Raw genomic sequence first — 17621 nt, 5'->3', positions numbered from 1 at the left:
CGGCATGCCGGGGCCGGGATCAGCTCCGGCGGCTGTCTGCCGAAGGGGAACCGGCTCCGCGCTCCGGCGGCTCAGGCCCGGGTCCACGCCGCCAGGGCGAGGCCCGGTTCGGCTTTCTGCCGCGCCACCCGCAGCGTGCCGTCCGCCGCGATGGCGGCGAGGACCACCCGGCCCTCCCCGTCGACGGCGAGCGCGGGCGCCCCGTGTGACGCCTCTCCGGTCTCCGTCCACCACAGACCGTCCGCCTCGCCCTCGGTGGGGCAGGCGGCGATCGCGGGGCGGCCGTCCCTGCCGCGGTAGGCGAGGACCGTGCAGTCGTAGCCCTCTATCGGGGTCCGCAGCACCGCCACCGCACCGCCGTCCGGCGCGCCGCCCAGAGCGAGGGTGCCACCGCCCGCCCGGTGCGCGCTCACCCCGGCTCCCCCGGGGTCGCAGCCGTAGTACGTGGCGCGGCCGTCCGCCGTGCACAGCCCGGTGACGGATCCGGCCGCGGCCTTCGCGGCGAACGGGTCCGCTTCGGCGAAGTCGCCGCCGGCCTCCTCCTGACACCAGCGCGACAGCTGCTTCTCCGCGGGGGCGAGCACCTCGACACGGTCGCCGACCGCGACGGCGGCGGGCATCGCGTCCAGGAGGTGGCCGCCCTTCAGGTCCTTCCACCCCTCCCACTTGCCGGCCTTGCCCTGTCTGCGCATGCTGAGGCCGCCGTCCGCGTTCCGTACGAAGACATGGACCCGGCCGTCCGCGCCGACAGCGGCGGCCGGGGCGCCGAGGGCACGGGCGCGGTCCTCGTCCTTGTGCGGGTTGCCGAGGGAGTGCCAGGGGCCGAAAGGACGGCCTGTCTGGTACTGGGTCGTGTGCATCAGCTCGACGCCGCGGGCAGTGCTCCGACGGGTGATCAGATGGACGTAGGTGTCCGGGCCCTGCGACAGGGTGGCGTGGGTGAGACCGGGGGCCTCGATGAAATCCGGCCCCGTCCAGTCGGGCCCGCCGGGCCGCTGTTCGGTCCAGCGGAGCAGACCGCCGTCCGCCGGGGCATACGCGCTGAGGCTGCCGTCCTTGCCGCGCAGCAGCCAGCAGCTCGCGACGGGGCCTGCGGCCTGTGCGGAACGCGACGACATGGCTGGCTGCCAGCCTTCCCTCAACCGGTCATACGGTACCGCTGAGAATAACATTCCAGCTGGTGAGAGCGGTGGGTGCCCGGGCCGACCGGCCCGGGCACCCGGCCGGGCTACTGTTCGGCGCGCTCGGACATCCGGCTGTGCGTCCGCCCGTACCAGGCGTACACGACGGCGCCGATGACCATCCAGATACCGAACCGGATCCAGGTCTCGGCCGGCAGGTTCAGCATCAGCCAGAACGAGGCCAGCGCCGAGAGGACCGGCACCAGCGGGACCAGCGGGGTCCGGAAGGAACGCGGCAGATCGGGGCGCTTGCGGCGCAGGACGATGACGCCGACAGCCACCAGGATGAACGCGAACAGCGTCCCGATGTTGACCAGTTCGGCGAGTTCGCTGATCGAGGTGAAGCCCGCCACCAGCGCCACGATCAGGCCGAGCAGGATCGTGGAGCGGTAGGGCGTGCCGAATTTGGGGTGCACCCGCGAGAAGACCTTGGGGAGCAGTCCGTCACGGCTCATGGCGAAGAAGACCCGGCTCTGGCCCAGCAGCAGGAGCATGCAGACGGAGGTGAGGCCGACGGCCGCGCCGAAGCTGATGACACCCGCCCAGAAGGGATGTCCGACCGACTTGAACGCGTCGGCGAGCGGGGCGTCCGTGGACAGCTGGGTGTACTTCTGCATCCCGGTGACGACGATCGACACCGCCACGTAGAGCACGGTGCAGACCGCGAGCGAGCCCAGGATGCCGCGCGGCACATCGCGCTGCGGGTTGCGGGTCTCCTCGGCAGCCGTGGCGACGATGTCGAAGCCGATGAAGGCGAAGAACACGACAGCCGCGGCGGTGAAGATGCCCATCACGCCGAAGGAGCCGGGCGCGAAACCGAAGAGCTGGACGAGCGGGGCGCTGAGGCTGCTGCCTGCTGATCCCTTGACGGTGGGCGGGATGAAGGGGTGGTAGTTCGATCCGGTGATGTAGAACGCGCCCACAATGATCACCAGGAGGACGACCGTGACCTTCACGGCCACGATGATCGTCGTCACGCGCGAGGACAGCTTCATGCCCAGGACCAGGATCCCGGTCAGCACCAGCACCAGGACGGCCGCCAGCAGGTCGAAGCCGAACTTCCCGCCATGCGTTCCCGAGAGGACCTGCGGCATGCCGATACCGGCCGTGTCCATCAGCGAACGCACATACCCGGACCAGCCGACCGCCACCACCGCGCAGCCCAGGGCCAGTTCGAGGACCAGGTCCCAGCCGATGATCCAGGCCGGCAGCTCGCCGAGGGACGCGTACGAGAAGGTGTAGGCGGATCCCGCGACGGGCACCGTCGAGGCGAACTCCGCGTAACACAGCGCCGCGAGGGCGCAGACCACACCGGCCACCACGAAGGCCAGGGCCACCGAGGGGCCCGCGGTCTGTTTGGCGATCAGCCCGGTCAGGACGAAGATCCCGGTACCGATGACGACTCCGATACCGAAGACCGTCAGATCCAGTGCGGACAGGGACTTCTTGAGTGCGTGCTCCGGTTCCTCCGTGTCCCGGATCGACTGCTCCACGGATTTCGTCCGGAAGAGACTGCTGCTCACGGGTGTACCTCCACGCTTGTAGTCCTCGCCATGATTGGGAGCGCGTGAGAGCCATGTACCCCCCGGCGAGGACCTTTCACACGAATGAGCCGGCGGGACCACCCGTACAGGTAGACCCACCGGCTCGTCCGGTGCCGCGCGGCCGGGCGCGGGCGTGGTGCGGGGTCAGTCGCGGGCGGGCTCCGCGGACTCGGCGGAGTGGCTCTCGTACCGGCCGTCGATCTTCGCGACGAGGCCGGTGACCTGCCGCGCGATGTCCGGCGCGGTCAGCCCGATCTCGGCCATGACCTGCTTGCGCGACGCGTGGTCGAGGAAGCGCGGCGGAATGCCGAAGTCCCGCAGCGGCACATCGACCCCGGCGTCGCGGAGCGCCTGTGCGACCGCTGAACCGACGCCCCCTGCGCGGCTGTTGTCCTCGACGGTGACGACCACCCGGTGCTGCTCGGCGAGCGGGGCGAGCGCCTCGTCGACGGGCTTGACCCAGCGCGGGTCGACCACGGTGGTGGAGATGCCCTGCTTGTTGAGCAGTTCGGCGATCTCCAGGCACATCGGGGCGAGCGCGCCGACGGAGACGAGCAGGACGTCCGGCGTGCCGGTGCCCGCCTCGCGCAGCACGTCCATCCCGCCGACCCTGCCCACGGCGGGGACGGCCGGGCCGACCACGCCCTTCGAGTAGCGCACCACGGTCGGCGCGTCCTCGACCCGGACGGCCTCCCGCAGCTGTGCACGTACCTGCTCCGCGTCGCGCGGCGCGGCGATACGCAGCGTCGGGACGCACTGGAGGATGGACATGTCCCACATGCCGTTGTGCGAGGCGCCGTCGTCACCGGTGACCCCGGCCCGGTCCAGCACGAAGGTGACGCCGCACTTGTGCAGGGCGACATCCATCAGCAGCTGGTCGAAGGCGCGGTTGAGGAAGGTCGCGTAGACGGCGAAGACGGGGTGCAGGCCGCCCGTCGCGAGGCCGGCCGCGGAGACCGCCGCGTGCTGCTCCGCGATCCCGACGTCGTACACGCGGCCGGGGAACTCCTTGGCGAACTTGGTCAGGCCGACCGGCTGGAGCATGGCCGCCGTGATGGCGACGATGTCCTCGCGCTCCCGGCCGAGCTTGACCATCTCGTCGCCGAAGACCGAGGTCCAGCTGGCGGCTGCGGTCTTGATCGGCAGTCCGGTGTCCGGGTGGATGGGGCCGATGCCGTGGAAGTGGTCGGCCTCGTCCTGCTCGGCCGGCTGGTAGCCGCGTCCCTTCTCCGTGAGGCAGTGCACGATGACGGGGCCGCCGAAGCCCTTGGCCCGCTCCAGGGCGGACTCCAGGGCCTCGATGTCGTGGCCGTCGATCGGGCCGACGTACTTCAGCCCGAGGTCCTCGAACATGCCCTGCGGGGCGATGAAGTCCTTGAGCCCCTTCTTCGCGCCGTGCAGGGTCTCGTACAGCGGCTTGCCGACCACCGGAGTGCGGCCCAGGAGGTCCTTGCCGCGGGCCAGGAAGCGTTCGTACCCGTCGGTCGTACGGAGCGTGGCGAGGTGGTTGGCCATGCCGCCGATGGTGGGCGCGTAGGAGCGCTCGTTGTCGTTCACGACGATGACGAGCGGGCGGTCCTTGGCGTCGGCGATGTTGTTCAGCGCCTCCCAGGCCATACCGCCGGTGAGCGCGCCGTCACCGATCACGGCGACGACGTGGTCGTCCTTCTTCAGGACCTGGTTGGCCTTGGCGAGGCCGTCGGCCCAGCCCAGGACCGTCGAGGCATGCGAGTTCTCGATGACGTCGTGCTCGGACTCGGCGCGCGAGGGGTACCCGGAGAGGCCGCCCTTGGTGCGCAGCATCCCGAAGTCCTGGCGGCCGGTGAGGAGCTTGTGCACGTAGCTCTGGTGACCGGTGTCGAAGAGCACCCGGTCCTTCGGCGAGTCGAAGACGCGGTGCAGAGCGATGGTCAGCTCGACGACGCCCAGATTGGGGCCGAGATGGCCACCGGTCTTGGACACGGCGTCGACGAGGAAGGTCCGGATCTCGCCGGCCAGCTGTTCCAGCTGCTCCGGGCCCAGCCTGTCCAGATCGCGCGGTCCCCTGATGCGGGTCAGCAGCGGCACCCGTGCCTCCTTGCGTTCGAACTGTGATCGAGCTTTGCCGGGTCTGTCGAGTCTAATGTTCCATCCGGGGAGGTCGTCATCGGGCGGTGCGTTGTACGTCACCCGTTCGGCGTACCCGGACGCACGGGAGCCCGGCACGGGAGAGCCTCCCGGCCGGGCGTCCGATGTGCGGTGCGGGGCTGCGCGTGGTCAGGCGCGGCCCGCGGACTTCTGGGTCTTGCGGGTCACGGCGTCGATCACGACCGTGGCGAGCAGGACACCACCGGTGATCATGTACTGGATGGGCGAGGCGATGCCCTGCAGCGACAGGCCGTACTGGATCGAGATGATCACGAGTACGCCGAGCAGCGCGTTCCAGGTGCGGCCCCGGCCTCCGAAGAGGCTGGTGCCACCGATGACGGCCGCCGCGATGGCGTTCATCAGCAGGTCACCACTGCCGGCGCCCTGGTTGGCGGTGGCAATCTTGGAGGCCAGGAAGAGGCCGCCGACCGCGGCGAACGTACCGGCGATGGAGAAGACAGAGACCCGGATCAGCGTGACGTTGATACCGGCCCTGCGCGAGGCCTCGACGCTGCCGCCGAGCGCGAAGACCTTACGGCCGTACGTGGTGCGGCGGAGCACGAAGTCGGTGCCGATCAGCACCACCAGGAAGATCAGGACGGCGAGCGGCATGCCCTTGTACTGGTTGTACATGTACGCGACGGCGAAGGCCACGACCGCGAGCACACCGGTACGCAGCAGGATCTCGCTGAGCGGCCGGGACGGCACGCCCGCGGCCTCACGGCGCCGGGCGTCGACGAACGAGGTGAGGAAGAAGATCACCACACCGGCCAGCGCGATGCCGTAGGCCACGGCCACGTCGGCGAAGTAGTAGCCGGTCATGTTGGCGATCGGGCCGTCACCGGGCAGGTTGATCGTCCCGTTGTCGCCGAGGATCTGGAGCATGAAGCCGTTCCAGAACAGCAGACCTGCCAGGGTCACCGCGAACGCGGGAACGCCGATACGGGCGAAGAAGAAACCGTGGATCGCGCCGGCGACCGTGCCGGTGAGGATGGCCAGCAGCAGGGCCAGCCACTGGTTCATCCCGTGTGTGACGTTCAGCACGGCGAAGGCGGCACTGGCCACACCGCTCACCGAACCGACCGAGAGGTCGATCTCGCCGAGCAGCAGGACGAAGACGATCCCGACGGCGATCATGCCCGTACCGACCATGGTGACGGAGATGTCGGTCAGGTTGCCCGCGGTGAGGAAGCGCGAATTCAGGCTCTGGAAGACCGCGGCGATGACGATCAGGCCGACGATCACCGGGATGGAGCCGAGCTCACCGGCGCGTATCTTGCGCCTGAACTCGGACAGGTAGCCGGCGAAGCCCTGTTCGCGGACCAGCAGCCGGGGGTCGACGGCGGTCACCGCTTCGGCGGCCGGAGCGGGCGCGTCCACCGGCTCGGGCGCGGTGGAAGTCTTGTCCATGCTCACTTCTGAACCTCCACACCGCGCGACGCACGACGGGTCACAGCGTTGTCCGTGGCGCCGGTGATGGCGGCGATGATCTCTTCCTGCGAGGTGGTCTTCACGTCGAAGACACCGTTGTTGCGTCCGAGCCTGAGCACCGCGACCTTGTCAGCCACTGCCTTGACGTCGGCCATGTTGTGGCTGATGAGCAGGACCGCGTGGCCGCGCTCGCGCAGTCGCTCGACGAGGTCGAGCACCTGCGCGGTCTGCTCCACACCGAGGGCCGCCGTCGGCTCGTCGAGGATGACGAGCTGGGGCTCACCGAGCATGGAACGCGCGATGGCCACGGTCTGGCGCTGTCCGCCGGAGAGCGAGGCGATCGGGATGCGCACGCTGGGGATGCGGATCGAGAGCGTGGTCAGCAGCTCACGGGAGCGGCGCTCCATCTCGACCTCGTCGAGGATGCCGCGCTTGCGCAGCTCCCGGCCGAGGTAGAGGTTGCCGACGACATCGATGTTGTCGCAGAGCGAGAGGTCCTGGTACACCGTCGCGATGCCCAGGTTCTGCGCATCGTGCGGCTTGTTGATCTGCACTGCCTTGCCTTCCCACTCGATGACACCGTCATCGATGGGGTGCACGCCTGCGATCGTCTTGACCAGCGTGGACTTTCCGGCTCCGTTGTCGCCGACCAGGGCGAGCACTTCACCGCCGTAGGCCTCAAGCTCCACATCGGTGAGCGCCTGGACGGCACCGAATCGCTTGGAGACCCCACGCAACGCCAGCACGGGCGTAGCGGACACTTGAACCATCTCCTTCGCCGCCTGACCGGCGGGGATACCGCGCTGCCATGAGAGCGCGGTGGCTGAGCGGGGGTGTGCCGTCCGGCGCCCCGCCCCGGTAGCGGGACGATGAGTGGGGCGGGGCGCCGGACGGGCTTCAGTGGTACGTAACTCCCTTGCGGAGCAAGGGGGTTACTTCAGACCGATCTTGTCGCACGCGGCCTTGTAGGCCGGGGTGCAGATGTCGCTGACCGTGTAGATGCCGTCCTTGATGACGGTGTCCTGGATGTTGGCCTTGGTCAGGGAGTAGACCGGGAAGATCACCGAGGGGATGCTCTTCGTGGTGGCGCTGTCGACCTTGGTCTTGGCGATCGAGTCGAGCTTCTGGCCCTTGGCGAGCGCCACGGCCATCTCGGCCGCGACCGGGCCCTCACGCAGGTACGGCTTGTAGACGCTCATGTACTGCGTACCGGCCACGATGCGCTGCACACCGGCGAGTTCGGCGTCCTGGCCGGTGACCGGCGGGATCGGGTTGATACCGGCGGACTTGAGGGCGGTGATCACGCCGCCTGCCATGCCGTCGTTGGCGGAGAGGACGCCGATGACGTTCTTCTTGCCGATGGCGGTGATCGCACCGTCCATGTTGGAGTTGGCGTTCTCCGGCTTCCACTCCTTGGTGTCGTACTCCTTGCCGATGTTCACCTTGCCGTCGAGGACGGAGTGAGCGCCCTTCTTGTAGTCGGCGGCGTTCGGGTCGGTGGAGGAGCCGTTCATCATGACGATCTTGCCGGACTTGGCCTTGGAGCCGAGCGCCTTCAGCAGGGCGGTGCCCTGCGTCTTGCCGACGGTCTGGTTGTCGAAGGAGACGTACGAGTCGATCGGGCCCGTAGCGAGGCGGTCGAAGGCGACGACGGGGATACCGGCGTCCTTGGCCTTCTTGACCGAGGCGGCTATCGACTTGGCGTCGACGGCGTCCACGATGATGGCGTCCACCCGGTTGGTGACCATGGTGTCCATCTGCTGGCTCTGCTGCGACGCGTCCTGCTTGGCGTTGACGTAAGTGATCTTGCCCTTGCCGTTCGTCAGCTCCTTGACCTTCTTCTCGATCAGGGGCTTGTCGAACTTCTCGTACCGCGCGGTCTGGTTCTCCGGCAGGAGCAGACCGATGTTGAGGGCATCGCCCTTCTTGGCGGAGTTCGAGGACGCGTTGTCCTTGCTCCCGCCCGAGTCCTTGGCGCTGCCACAGGCAGCGAGAGAGACAGCCATCGCGGTGGCGGCCACGGCCACGGCGGCACGACGCATCTGCGTGTTCACTTCAGAAACCTCCCTGACGAGGCCGCGACATTGCGGCCGAGGTGCCTGGAGTCAACTCGGCCGCCAGGCCAGCGTCAAGGAGTAAATCCTTAACGAGATGGCAACGGTGTCATTCGTTATCTAAGTGAAGGCAGGAGTACCCGTCGGCAGCGCAGCGTCCAAAAGACTCGAATCGCCCATTTCGCTGAGCACCAGGGCCAGCGCGCCCAGCACCTCCGCCCGGCCTCCGAGGGCCCCGGGGAGCACCGAGAGCTGTCGCGCCGCGCTGGGGATCGCGTACCTGCCGACGGACTCGCGGATCGGTCCGAGCACCAGCTCACCGGCTTCGGCGAGGTCTCCTCCGAGCACCACCCTGGTGGGGTTGAGGAGGTTGCAGAGATTGGCCACGCCGCTGCCGATGTGCCGGCCCACGTCCGCGATCACCCGGCGGCAGCCCGGATCGCCCCCGCGGGCGAGCTGGACGACCCGCTCGATGGTCAGACCGGTGCCGTGACTGGACTCCAGCAGGGGCAGGACGTACCGCGCGGCCGTGAAGGTCTCCAGGCACCCCCGGTTGCCGCAGCGGCACACAGGGCCCGATTCATCGAGCGTGATGTGCCCGATCTCGCCGGCCGTGCCGCCCGGGCCCCGGTAGATCTGCCCGTCGATCACCAGGCCGGCCCCCACACCGCTGGCCACCTTGATGTAGGCGAGGTCCCTGACCCCGCGCCCGCTCCCCCAGACCAGCTCACCGAGAGCGCCCAGGTTGGCGTCGTTGTCGACGTACACCGGCACTCCGAGCCTGGCCTGCAGCTCGTCGCTCGGGTTGATGCCCGACCACCCCGGCAGGATCGATGTGGAGCCGAGAGTGCCCGACTCGACGTCGATCGGCCCGGGCACCCCGAGCCCGACACCGACCACCTTGTCGGCGCCGATGCCGGTGGCCTCGATCAGCCGGTTGACCAGCTCCTCGGCCCTTCCGAAGCCCTCGGCGGACGAGGCGTCCACGTCGAGCGGCTCGGACTCCTCGGCGAGCACCTGGTGGGCGAGGTTGCCCACCGCCACCCGCAGATGCGTGTGCCCGAAGTCGACCCCGATCACGATCCCCGCCGAGCCGCTCAGCGAGACGCTGCGCGCCCTGCGTCCGCCCGCGGAGGTCGGGGTCACCTCTACGGTGCCGCCCTCTTTCAGTTCGCGAACGATATTGGAGACGGTGGCTGCCGAGAGCCCCGTGCTGCGGGCGATCTCCGCCTGGGTGAGCGAGCCCGCCATACGCACCGCGCGCACGACCCGCTCAAGGTTGGCCCGGTGCAGAGATGTCTGCGACCCCGGAGTCTCCATCGACTCATCCACTCCTGCCATGGGTGGACGGCACGACCGCCGTCCCCGCGCGGGGCGCGTCTACTGAGCCCCGCCCTATCTCCAACATGTGAACTCTCAGCTGACCCTTTAGCGCTCTCTCCCGTCAAGACCTTGAGCAAGGGCAGACACGGATGAGCGGCACACCTCCAGGATGAAACGGGCGAACCGCCCGACAGCGGGTGCCGTCGGGCGGTTCGGGTGGAGAGACGCCTGGCGACAGGCGTACGGAGCGGAAGGGGAACCCTTACTTCAGCGCTCCCGCGGTCAGACCGGCGACGACCTGACGCTGGAAGATGATGTACGCCGCCAGGACCGGCAGCATCGCCATCACCAGTCCGGCGAAGAGGCCGGAGTAGTCGCCCTTGTACCCCTGACTGGTGGCCAGTTCGACGAGGCCCTGGGCCAGCACGCGCTGCTTCGGGTCGGTGTTCAGGACCGTGGGAAGCAGGTACTGGTTCCACTGGCCCAGGAAGTTGAAGATGCCGACGCTGATCAGACCGGGCTTGGCCATCGGCAGCATCACCTGGAAGAAGGTCCGGGTGTGCGAGGCACCGTCGAGTGTCGCCGCTTCGGCCACTTCTCCCGGCAGGGTGCGGAAGAAGGAGGTGAGGAAGAAGACGGTGAACGGCAGTGAGTAGGCGATGTAGACCAGGACCAGGCCCTGGGTCGTGTTCAGCAGACTCATGTTGTTCATGACGAAGAACAACGGCACGAGCGCCAGGATGATCGGGAAGCTCATCCCTCCCACGAACAGGAAGTAGATGAACCGGTTCCCCGGGAAGTCGAAGCGTGCCAGCACGTAGGCGGCCATGGAGCCGAGCAGCAGCGTGCCGACGAGCGAGCAGCCGACGACCACGATGGTGTGCCCGAAGTACTGGCCCATGTGTGCCTGGCCCCAGGCACGCGACCAGTTCTCGAAGTGCAGCCGGTCGGGCAGGTTCCACGGCTTGGCGAGGATGTCGTGGTCGTTCTTGAACGAGGACATCACCGCCCACAGCAGCGGTACGACGACCAGCACCGCCCAGATGATCAGGACGCCGTGCGAGAAGACGTTGAGGGTGGAGCCGCTCTTCCTCTCCGGGGGCGCCGCGGGCTTGGTCAGCCGGGTGGGCTCCGGGTCCTTGGTGACCTCGGCCGGAGCGGTGTCAGTGGTCTTCATCTCAGAACTCCAGCCGCTCGCGCCGGCCCAGCCGCATCACGATGGCGGCGAACACCATGGTGAGTACGAGGAGGGCGACGCCGATCGTTGTCGCGTATCCGGCCTGCCCGTCGCGGAACGCCGTCTGGTAGACGAACAGCGGCAGCACGGTGGTCGATTGGGCGGGGCCGCCCGGGCCCACGCTCATGATGTTCACCGCGGCGAACGCCTCGGCACCGAGCGACAGGATGCCCATGTACACCCAGCCCGACTGCACGGTGTCCCAGAGCAGCGGAAGGGTGATCCGGAAGAAGGTCGTGACCCGGCTCGCCCCGTCCAGCAGCGCCGCTTCGTAGAAGTCCTTCGGGATGGACGCCATACCCGCGGAGAAGAGCACCACGAAGAAGCCGACCTGGGACCAGACGAGGACGGCGAAGATGCACCAGAGGGCCAGCTTCGGGTCGCCGAGCCAGTCCGGCTGGATGCTGTCCAGGTGGACCGCGCTCAGGGCGCCGTTGAGGATGCCCCCGTCGGGGTTGTAGATGAACCTGAAGAGCAGGGCCACGATCGCGATCGACAGCACCTGCGGGAAGAAGTACGCGATCTTGTAGAACCCTGAGCCGCGTACACCGGCGATGGCGGCGCCCTTACGGCGCCGGCCACCGACATTCAGCATGAAGGCGAAGAACAGCGCGAGGCCGAGCGTCACCAGCGGCAGCAACAACACCAACAGCGCGCTGTGTTCCAGTGACTTCCAGAAAGTGGAGTCGTGGAACATCCGGCTGTAGTTGTCGAAGCCGACCATCTCGAAGTCCGGGCTCAGGCCGGTCCAGTCGGTGAACGAGTAATAGATCGACTGAATGAACGGCCATATGACGAAGACTGCGTACAACGCCAGTGGGAGTATCAAAAATCCCACAATGAACCGGTACTTACCTTGTTGCATGGTTACCGACCCCGATCTTCCGGCGGGTGCCGCCGCTGGTGACGCGTGCTCACTGGTGCTTGTAGTGCTTGATCGAAGAGTCCTTGGCCGCCGCGTCCGCGTACTGCTGACACTTCTTGACGGCCTCGGCCGGGGTCATACGGCCGGCCATCATCTCGCCGAGTACGGACACGCCGATCTGCTCCTTCTGGAGCTTCACGTACCAGTCCTGGAGCCGCGGGTTGACCACGTTGTCGCCCGCTGCCTTCAGCACGTCGATGCCCGACTGCAGGGCCGTCGAGAGCTGGAGCCCCTCGGTGCCGCCGTTGAAGGCGGACAGCGACTTCACCTTGGTGGTGAAGTTCTTGGAGGAGGCCTCGCTGAGCATGATGCGCAGCTGGTCCATTCCGGCCTGCGGGTTCTTCGCGTTCTTCGGCACGATGAAGGGCTCACCGCCCGCGGCCCAGATGGTGCCGTACGGCATCTTGTCCGAGGAGTCCAGGCTGGACGGCGCGCCGACCTTCATCTGGAAGTCCTTGGGCGTGGTCTTCGCCGCCTCGTTCTCCACCCAGGAGCCGTCGGGGATGAAGAGCGCCTTGCCCTCGGTCCACGCCGTCTGGGACTGGATGTGGTCGATGCCGGGCGTGCCCTTGAGGATGTAGCCCTTCTTGAAGAGCTCGTAGTAGGCGTCGAACCCGGCCTTGACCGCGGGGTGCTTCCAGGCGTTCGGCGCCAGGTCGTCGATGTCGTCGAGGACCTTGCGGCCGCCGATCTTCCCGATGAAGGGGAAGAGCGAGAACGGCAGGTAGTACGGGTACTTCCCCGCGTACGTCCAGCCCGCGATGCCCTTCTTCTTCGCCTTGGCGCAGACGGCGAGCATGTCGTCCCAGGTCTTGGGGTACTCGACGCCGAGCTTGTCCAGGTTGGTCTGCGAGTACCAGACGCCGTAGACGGTGTACGCGTAGTTCAGGATCCAGCACGGCTCACCGTCGTACTGGCCCATCTCCACGATGCCCGGGCGCAGGGTGTCCCTGACCTTCTTGCTCGGGTCGTCGACGGACGGCGCGTCCAGCAGCGGCGTCAGGTCGGTCAGCTGGTTCTTGCCGACCAGGACACCCATGTCCATCTGCTCGGCGCCCGAGTTGTCGATCAGGTCCGGCGGGGTGCCACCGTTGAAGCGCGGCTGCAGCTCGGACTGGATCTTCTGGGTGGACGAGAAGTGCACCTTCGACTTCGGGTGCGCCTTCGCGTACAGCTTGTTCGCGTCCCTGGCGTACTCGGTGCCGAAGCCGCCGTCGAAGATGACCATGTCGAGCGGGGCGGTCTCGTTCACGCCGAGCGGGTTGCTCGCGGACGTCTTGCCCTTTTTGACCTTGTTGTCGCCGCTGCTGTCACTGCTCGCGCAGGCAGAGAGGAAACTCATCGTCGGAACGGTGATCAGGCCGAGAGCGGCAGACCGCTTGATCAGATCACGACGGCCGAGGCCCTCATTGGTGCGGGCGGAGGTGGATCCCATGCTCAAGTCCTCGCCTTCTACAGGACTCAGGCGGTGTACCGGTCGCCCGTTGAGAATTCGCCTCAGGCGAAGGGCCCCGCCACCGCGGTCAGTTGACGCTGGGGTTGCACTGGCTGGCAGGGGGGAAAGATGGGAATACGGCTGGGGTGCCGAAGCCCCCCCCGTCGTGATCCCCTGTCCCCCCTGGTCCGCCGCCGAAGACACGGCTAGGCGGACGTCGACAGGTATAGTCCACTTCCCTTCGACTGGGCAAGATCGAATGCAGGTTTGAACGCCAGTCTTTCCCGAGTTGAGACCTCACAGACATCTGGTGCACTCCGCCCACCGCGTGACACCCCCGCCTGAGAGCGCGACCAATTCATCCGCCCGCGCGCCGTCAACACCCTTGACTCGGATGCCACTTACCTTCCTACTGGACCATGCGCATCAGCGTGACAACGTTGTCCAAAGCGTTTAGGTGAGAGGAAAGACCCTCATGCAGACCAGACCTCGGCACCGGGCCGGCTCGGCCGCCGCCCTGGTGGCGGCGGCTTTTGTGCTCGTCGTGACGGGGCAGGGCGCGGCTGTCGCCCAGCCCGCCCAACCCCATGTAGGGGACAAGGGATTCAGCTCCTCGTTCGAAACGGACCAGCCGCAGCCCGACTGGCGCAATACCGTAGAAGTGGGCCCGGACGGCCATAAACGCGCCTCAGGTATTGATGGCACGATCAATGCGGGAATACCCGGCAATGTCACGGACCATGTCGTCACTCTGCGCGCCAGTGACGAGAACGCCGGAAGCGGTGAGGGCAAGGGCAGCCTCATCGACATCAACCCGGACACCAAGTGGCTGGCTTTCCATCCCACGGGATGGGTGGAGTTCGATCTGGACGAGGCGGTCACGCTCAAGACGTACGCGATGACGTCCGCCAACGACCACGACGAGCGTGACCCGAAGGACTGGACCCTCCAGGGCTCCACCGACGGGAAGGACTGGAAGACCCTCAGCACCCAGCAGGGCCAGGACTTCGACAAGCGGCTGCAGACGAAGTCGTACGACATCGCGGGCGCGGACACGGCGTACGCGCACTACCGGCTGGACATCACCGCCAACCACGGGGCCACGGACGCGGTGCAGCTCGCCGACGTCCAGTTCTCCGACGGGGACACCAGCACGCCCCCGCCGTCGGACATGGTCACCCGGGTGGACAGCGGGCCCACCTCGTCGCCGACCGCCAAGACGGGCGCCGGCTTCACCGGCACCAGGTCGCTCCGGTACGAAGGTACACAGAAGGGCACGGGCCGCGCGTACTCGTACAACAAGGTCTTCGATGTCAATACCCGGATCAGCCGGAACACCGAGCTGTCCTACAAGGTCTTCCCGGAGATGGGCAAGACCGATCTGGACTACCCGTCCACCGATGTGGCGGTCGATCTGGCCTTCACGGACGGCACCTATCTGAGCGACCTCAAGGCCACCGACTCCAGCGGCGGGCTGCTCACGCCGCAGGGGCAGGGCGCCGCGAAGCGGCTGTACGTCAACCAGTGGAACGCCGTCTCGGCCGACATCGGGACGGTCGCCGCGGGCAAGACCGTCGACCGCATCCTGGTGGCGTACGACTCCCCCAAGGGCCCGGCCACCTTCCGCGGCTGGATCGACGACATCGCGCTGGCCGCCAAGAAGGCGGAGAAGCCGTCCGCGCACCTCTCGGACTACGCCCTCACCACCCGGGGCACCAATTCGAGCGGCTCCTTCTCGCGCGGCAACAACTTCCCGGCGACCGCCGTCCCGAACGGCTTCAACTTCTGGACGCCGGTCACCGACGCCGGCTCCACCAGCTGGCTGTACAACTACGCGAGCGGCAACAACGCCGACAATCTCCCCACTCTCCAGGCCTTCAGCGCCAGCCATGAGCCCAGCCCCTGGATGGGTGACCGGCAGACCTTCCAGCTGATGCCGTCGGTGGCGTCCGGAACCCCGGACGCCTCGCGGACCAAGCGCGCGCTCCCCTTCAAGCACGAGAACGAGGTGGCGAAGCCCGACTACTACGGGGTCACCTTCGAGAACGGCCTCAAGGCGGAGATGACGCCGACCGACCACGCGGCGATGATGCGGTTCACCTACCCCGGTGACAACGCCAGCATGATCTTCGACAACATCTCCAACGACGGCGGCCTCACCCTCGACCCGAAGACCGGCACCTTCAGCGGCTACTCGGACGTCAAGAGCGGCGGCTCCACCGGCGCCACCCGGATGTTCGTGTACGGCGTCGCCGACACCCCGGTCACCGCGAGCTCCAAGCTCACCGGCGGGGGCGGTGACAACGTCACCGGCTACATGCGCTTCAAGCCGGGCAAGAACCGTACGGTCACCCTGCGCATGGCCACCTCGCTCATCGGCGTGGACCAGGCGAAGTCCAACCTCGCCCAGGAGCTCCCCGCGTCGTTGACGTTCGCGGGCACCGAGGCCAAGGCCCGCTCCCAGTGGGACAAGATCCTCGGCAAGATCGAGGTGCAGGGCGCCACGCACGACCAGCTGACCTCGCTCTACTCCTCCATGTACCGGCTGTACCTCTACCCGAACTCCGGCTCGGAGAAGGTCGGTTCGAAGACGCAGTACGCAAGCCCCTTCTCGGCCAAGGCCGGTGACAACACCCCGACGCACACCGGCGCCAAGGTCGTGGACGGCTCGGTGTATGTCAACAACGGGTTCTGGGACACCTACCGGACGACCTGGCCCGCGTACTCCTTCCTCACCCCGAAGAAGGCGGGGAAGCTGGTCGACGGCTTCGTCCAGCAGTACAAGGACGGCGGCTGGATCTCCCGCTGGTCCTCCCCCGGCTACTCCGACCTGATGACCGGCACCAGCTCGGATGTGGCCTTCGCGGACGCCTACGTGAAGGGTGTGAAGTTCGACGCGAAGGCGGCGTACGAGGCGGCCCTGAAGAACGCCACGGTCGTCCCGCCCAGCTCGGGCGTCGGCCGCAAGGGCATGGACACCTCGCCCTTCACCGGCTACGCCTCCACCGCGACCAACGAGGGCATGTCGTGGTCGATGGAGGGCTACGTCAACGACTACGGCATCGCACAGATGGGCCAGGCCCTCTACAAGAAGACGCATGAGGCCCGGTACAAGGAGGAGTCCGAGTACTTCCTCAACCGGGCGCAGAACTACGTCAAGCTCTTCGACCCCCAGGTGGGCTTCTTCCAGGGCAGGACCCCGGACGGCGACTGGCGTCTCCCGGCGGACCAGTACGACCCGAGGGTCTGGGGCTACGACTACACCGAGACCGACGGCTGGGGGTACGCGTTCACCGCTCCGCAGGACTCGCGCGGTCTGGCCAACCTCTACGGGGGCCAGGCGGGCCTGGCGAAGAAGCTGGACACCTACTTCTCCACGCCCGAGACGGCGGGCCCCGAGTACACCGGTTCGTACGGCGGTGTCATCCACGAGATGACCGAGGCACGCGACGTACGGATGGGCCAGTACGGGCACAGCAACCAGGTCGCGCACCACGTCACCTATATGTACGACGCGGCGGGTCAGCCCTGGAAGGCACAGGAGAAGATCCGCGAGGTGCTCGGCCGGCTGTACACCGGCAGTGACATCGGTCAGGGCTACCACGGCGACGAGGACAACGGCGAGCAGTCGGCCTGGTACATCTTCTCCTCGCTCGGCTTCTACCCCCTGGTGATGGGCAGCGGCGAATTCGCCGTCGGCTCACCGCAGTTCACCAAGGCCACCGTGCACCTGGACAACGGCCGGGACCTGGTGGTCAAGGCTCCGAAGAACAGCACGGAGAACATCTACGTGCAGGGCCTCAAGGTGAACGGCAAGGCCTGGAACTCCACCGCGCTGCCCAATGACGTACTGGAGCACGGCGGCACCCTGGACTTCGCCATGGGCCCGCGGCCGTCGAAGTGGGGCACGGGCAAGAAGGCGGCTCCGGTCTCCATCGCCAAGGACGACAAGGTGCCGTCCCCGCGCGAGGACGCGATCAGCGGTTCCGGTGCGCTCTTCGACAACACGTCGAAGACGGACGCGTCGTTCACCTCGGCCGACCTGCCCGTCAAGTCGGCCACGCGAACCGTCCAGTACACGCTCACCTCGTCGGACAGGGCCAAGGCCCCGACCGGGTGGCAGCTGGAGGGCTCCGACGACGGCACGAAGTGGACCACGCTGGACAAGCGCGCGGGCGAGTCGTTCTCCTACGACAAGCAGACGCGGGTGTTCTCCGTGGCCCACCCGGGCACCTACAAGAACTACCGCCTGGTGAACACGGGAACCGCGACCCTGGCGGAGGTGGAACTGCTCTCCTGACCGGGTGAACACCCCCGCGCGGGGTGAACTGCCGGGGCGGGCGCCGGATTTCCGGTGCCCGCCC

11 protein-coding genes are annotated in these 17621 nt (G+C 67.5%); 1 reads left to right on the top strand and 10 read right to left on the bottom strand.

All coding sequences use genetic code 11. The annotated features are described in order from the left end of the window. Positions 1-71: 71 nt before the first annotated feature. The 10 genes from OG917_RS26865 to ngcE form a co-directional block, all read right to left on the bottom strand. Positions 72-1118, bottom strand: coding sequence for a hypothetical protein (locus tag OG917_RS26865; RefSeq protein ID WP_328320392.1), 1047 nt, complete (start codon positions 1116-1118; stop codon positions 72-74). A 110-nt stretch (positions 1119-1228) separates the two neighbouring features. Beyond that, positions 1229-2704, bottom strand: coding sequence for an amino acid permease (locus tag OG917_RS26860; protein WP_328320390.1), 1476 nt, complete (start codon positions 2702-2704; stop codon positions 1229-1231). Positions 2705-2869: 165 nt separating this feature from the next. After that, complete coding sequence (gene dxs / locus OG917_RS26855) at positions 2870-4792, bottom strand: 1-deoxy-D-xylulose-5-phosphate synthase (RefSeq protein WP_328320388.1); 1923 nt, start codon at positions 4790-4792, stop codon at positions 2870-2872. Positions 4793-4981: 189 nt separating this feature from the next. Next, positions 4982-6268: a sugar ABC transporter permease gene (locus OG917_RS26850; RefSeq protein ID WP_328320386.1), complete on the bottom strand. Its 1287-nt coding sequence runs from the start codon at positions 6266-6268 to the stop codon at positions 4982-4984. Next, the gene (locus tag OG917_RS26845; RefSeq protein ID WP_266851920.1) at positions 6265-7053 is read right to left on the bottom strand and encodes an ATP-binding cassette domain-containing protein; all 789 of its coding nucleotides are present in this window, start codon (positions 7051-7053) and stop codon (positions 6265-6267) included. Before OG917_RS26845 ends, OG917_RS26850 begins: the two co-directional genes overlap by 4 nt. A 162-nt stretch (positions 7054-7215) precedes the next feature. After that, the gene (locus OG917_RS26840; RefSeq protein WP_328322202.1) at positions 7216-8325 is read right to left on the bottom strand and encodes an ABC transporter substrate-binding protein; all 1110 of its coding nucleotides are present in this window, start codon (positions 8323-8325) and stop codon (positions 7216-7218) included. Between the two features lie 132 nt (positions 8326-8457). Next, a complete protein-coding gene (locus OG917_RS26835; protein ID WP_328322200.1) occupies positions 8458-9657 on the bottom strand; it encodes an ROK family transcriptional regulator in 1200 nt (399 codons plus the stop codon). A gap of 265 nt (positions 9658-9922) precedes the next feature. Next, positions 9923-10837: a carbohydrate ABC transporter permease gene (locus tag OG917_RS26830; protein ID WP_328320375.1), complete on the bottom strand. Its 915-nt coding sequence runs from the start codon at positions 10835-10837 to the stop codon at positions 9923-9925. 1 nt (position 10838) lies between these two features. Beyond that, positions 10839-11762 carry a carbohydrate ABC transporter permease gene (locus tag OG917_RS26825; protein ID WP_328320373.1) on the bottom strand — a complete coding sequence of 308 codons (924 nt, stop codon included), beginning with the start codon at positions 11760-11762 and terminating at the stop codon, positions 10839-10841. A gap of 49 nt (positions 11763-11811) precedes the next feature. Further along, positions 11812-13257 carry an N-acetylglucosamine/diacetylchitobiose ABC transporter substrate-binding protein gene (gene ngcE / locus OG917_RS26820; protein WP_328320371.1) on the bottom strand — a complete coding sequence of 482 codons (1446 nt, stop codon included), beginning with the start codon at positions 13255-13257 and terminating at the stop codon, positions 11812-11814. Positions 13258-13732: 475 nt separating this feature from the next. Between ngcE and OG917_RS26815 the strand changes: the two genes are divergently transcribed. After that, positions 13733-17557: a GH92 family glycosyl hydrolase gene (locus OG917_RS26815; protein WP_328320369.1), complete on the top strand. Its 3825-nt coding sequence runs from the start codon at positions 13733-13735 to the stop codon at positions 17555-17557. The last annotated feature ends 64 nt before the right edge of the window (positions 17558-17621 follow it).

The organism is Streptomyces sp. NBC_00388, from assembly GCF_036061255.1.
GTDB lineage: Bacteria > Actinomycetota > Actinomycetes > Streptomycetales > Streptomycetaceae > Streptomyces.
The sequence above is the reverse complement of the archived record's forward strand: the minus strand, read 5'-3'. Positions and strand labels throughout refer to the sequence as shown.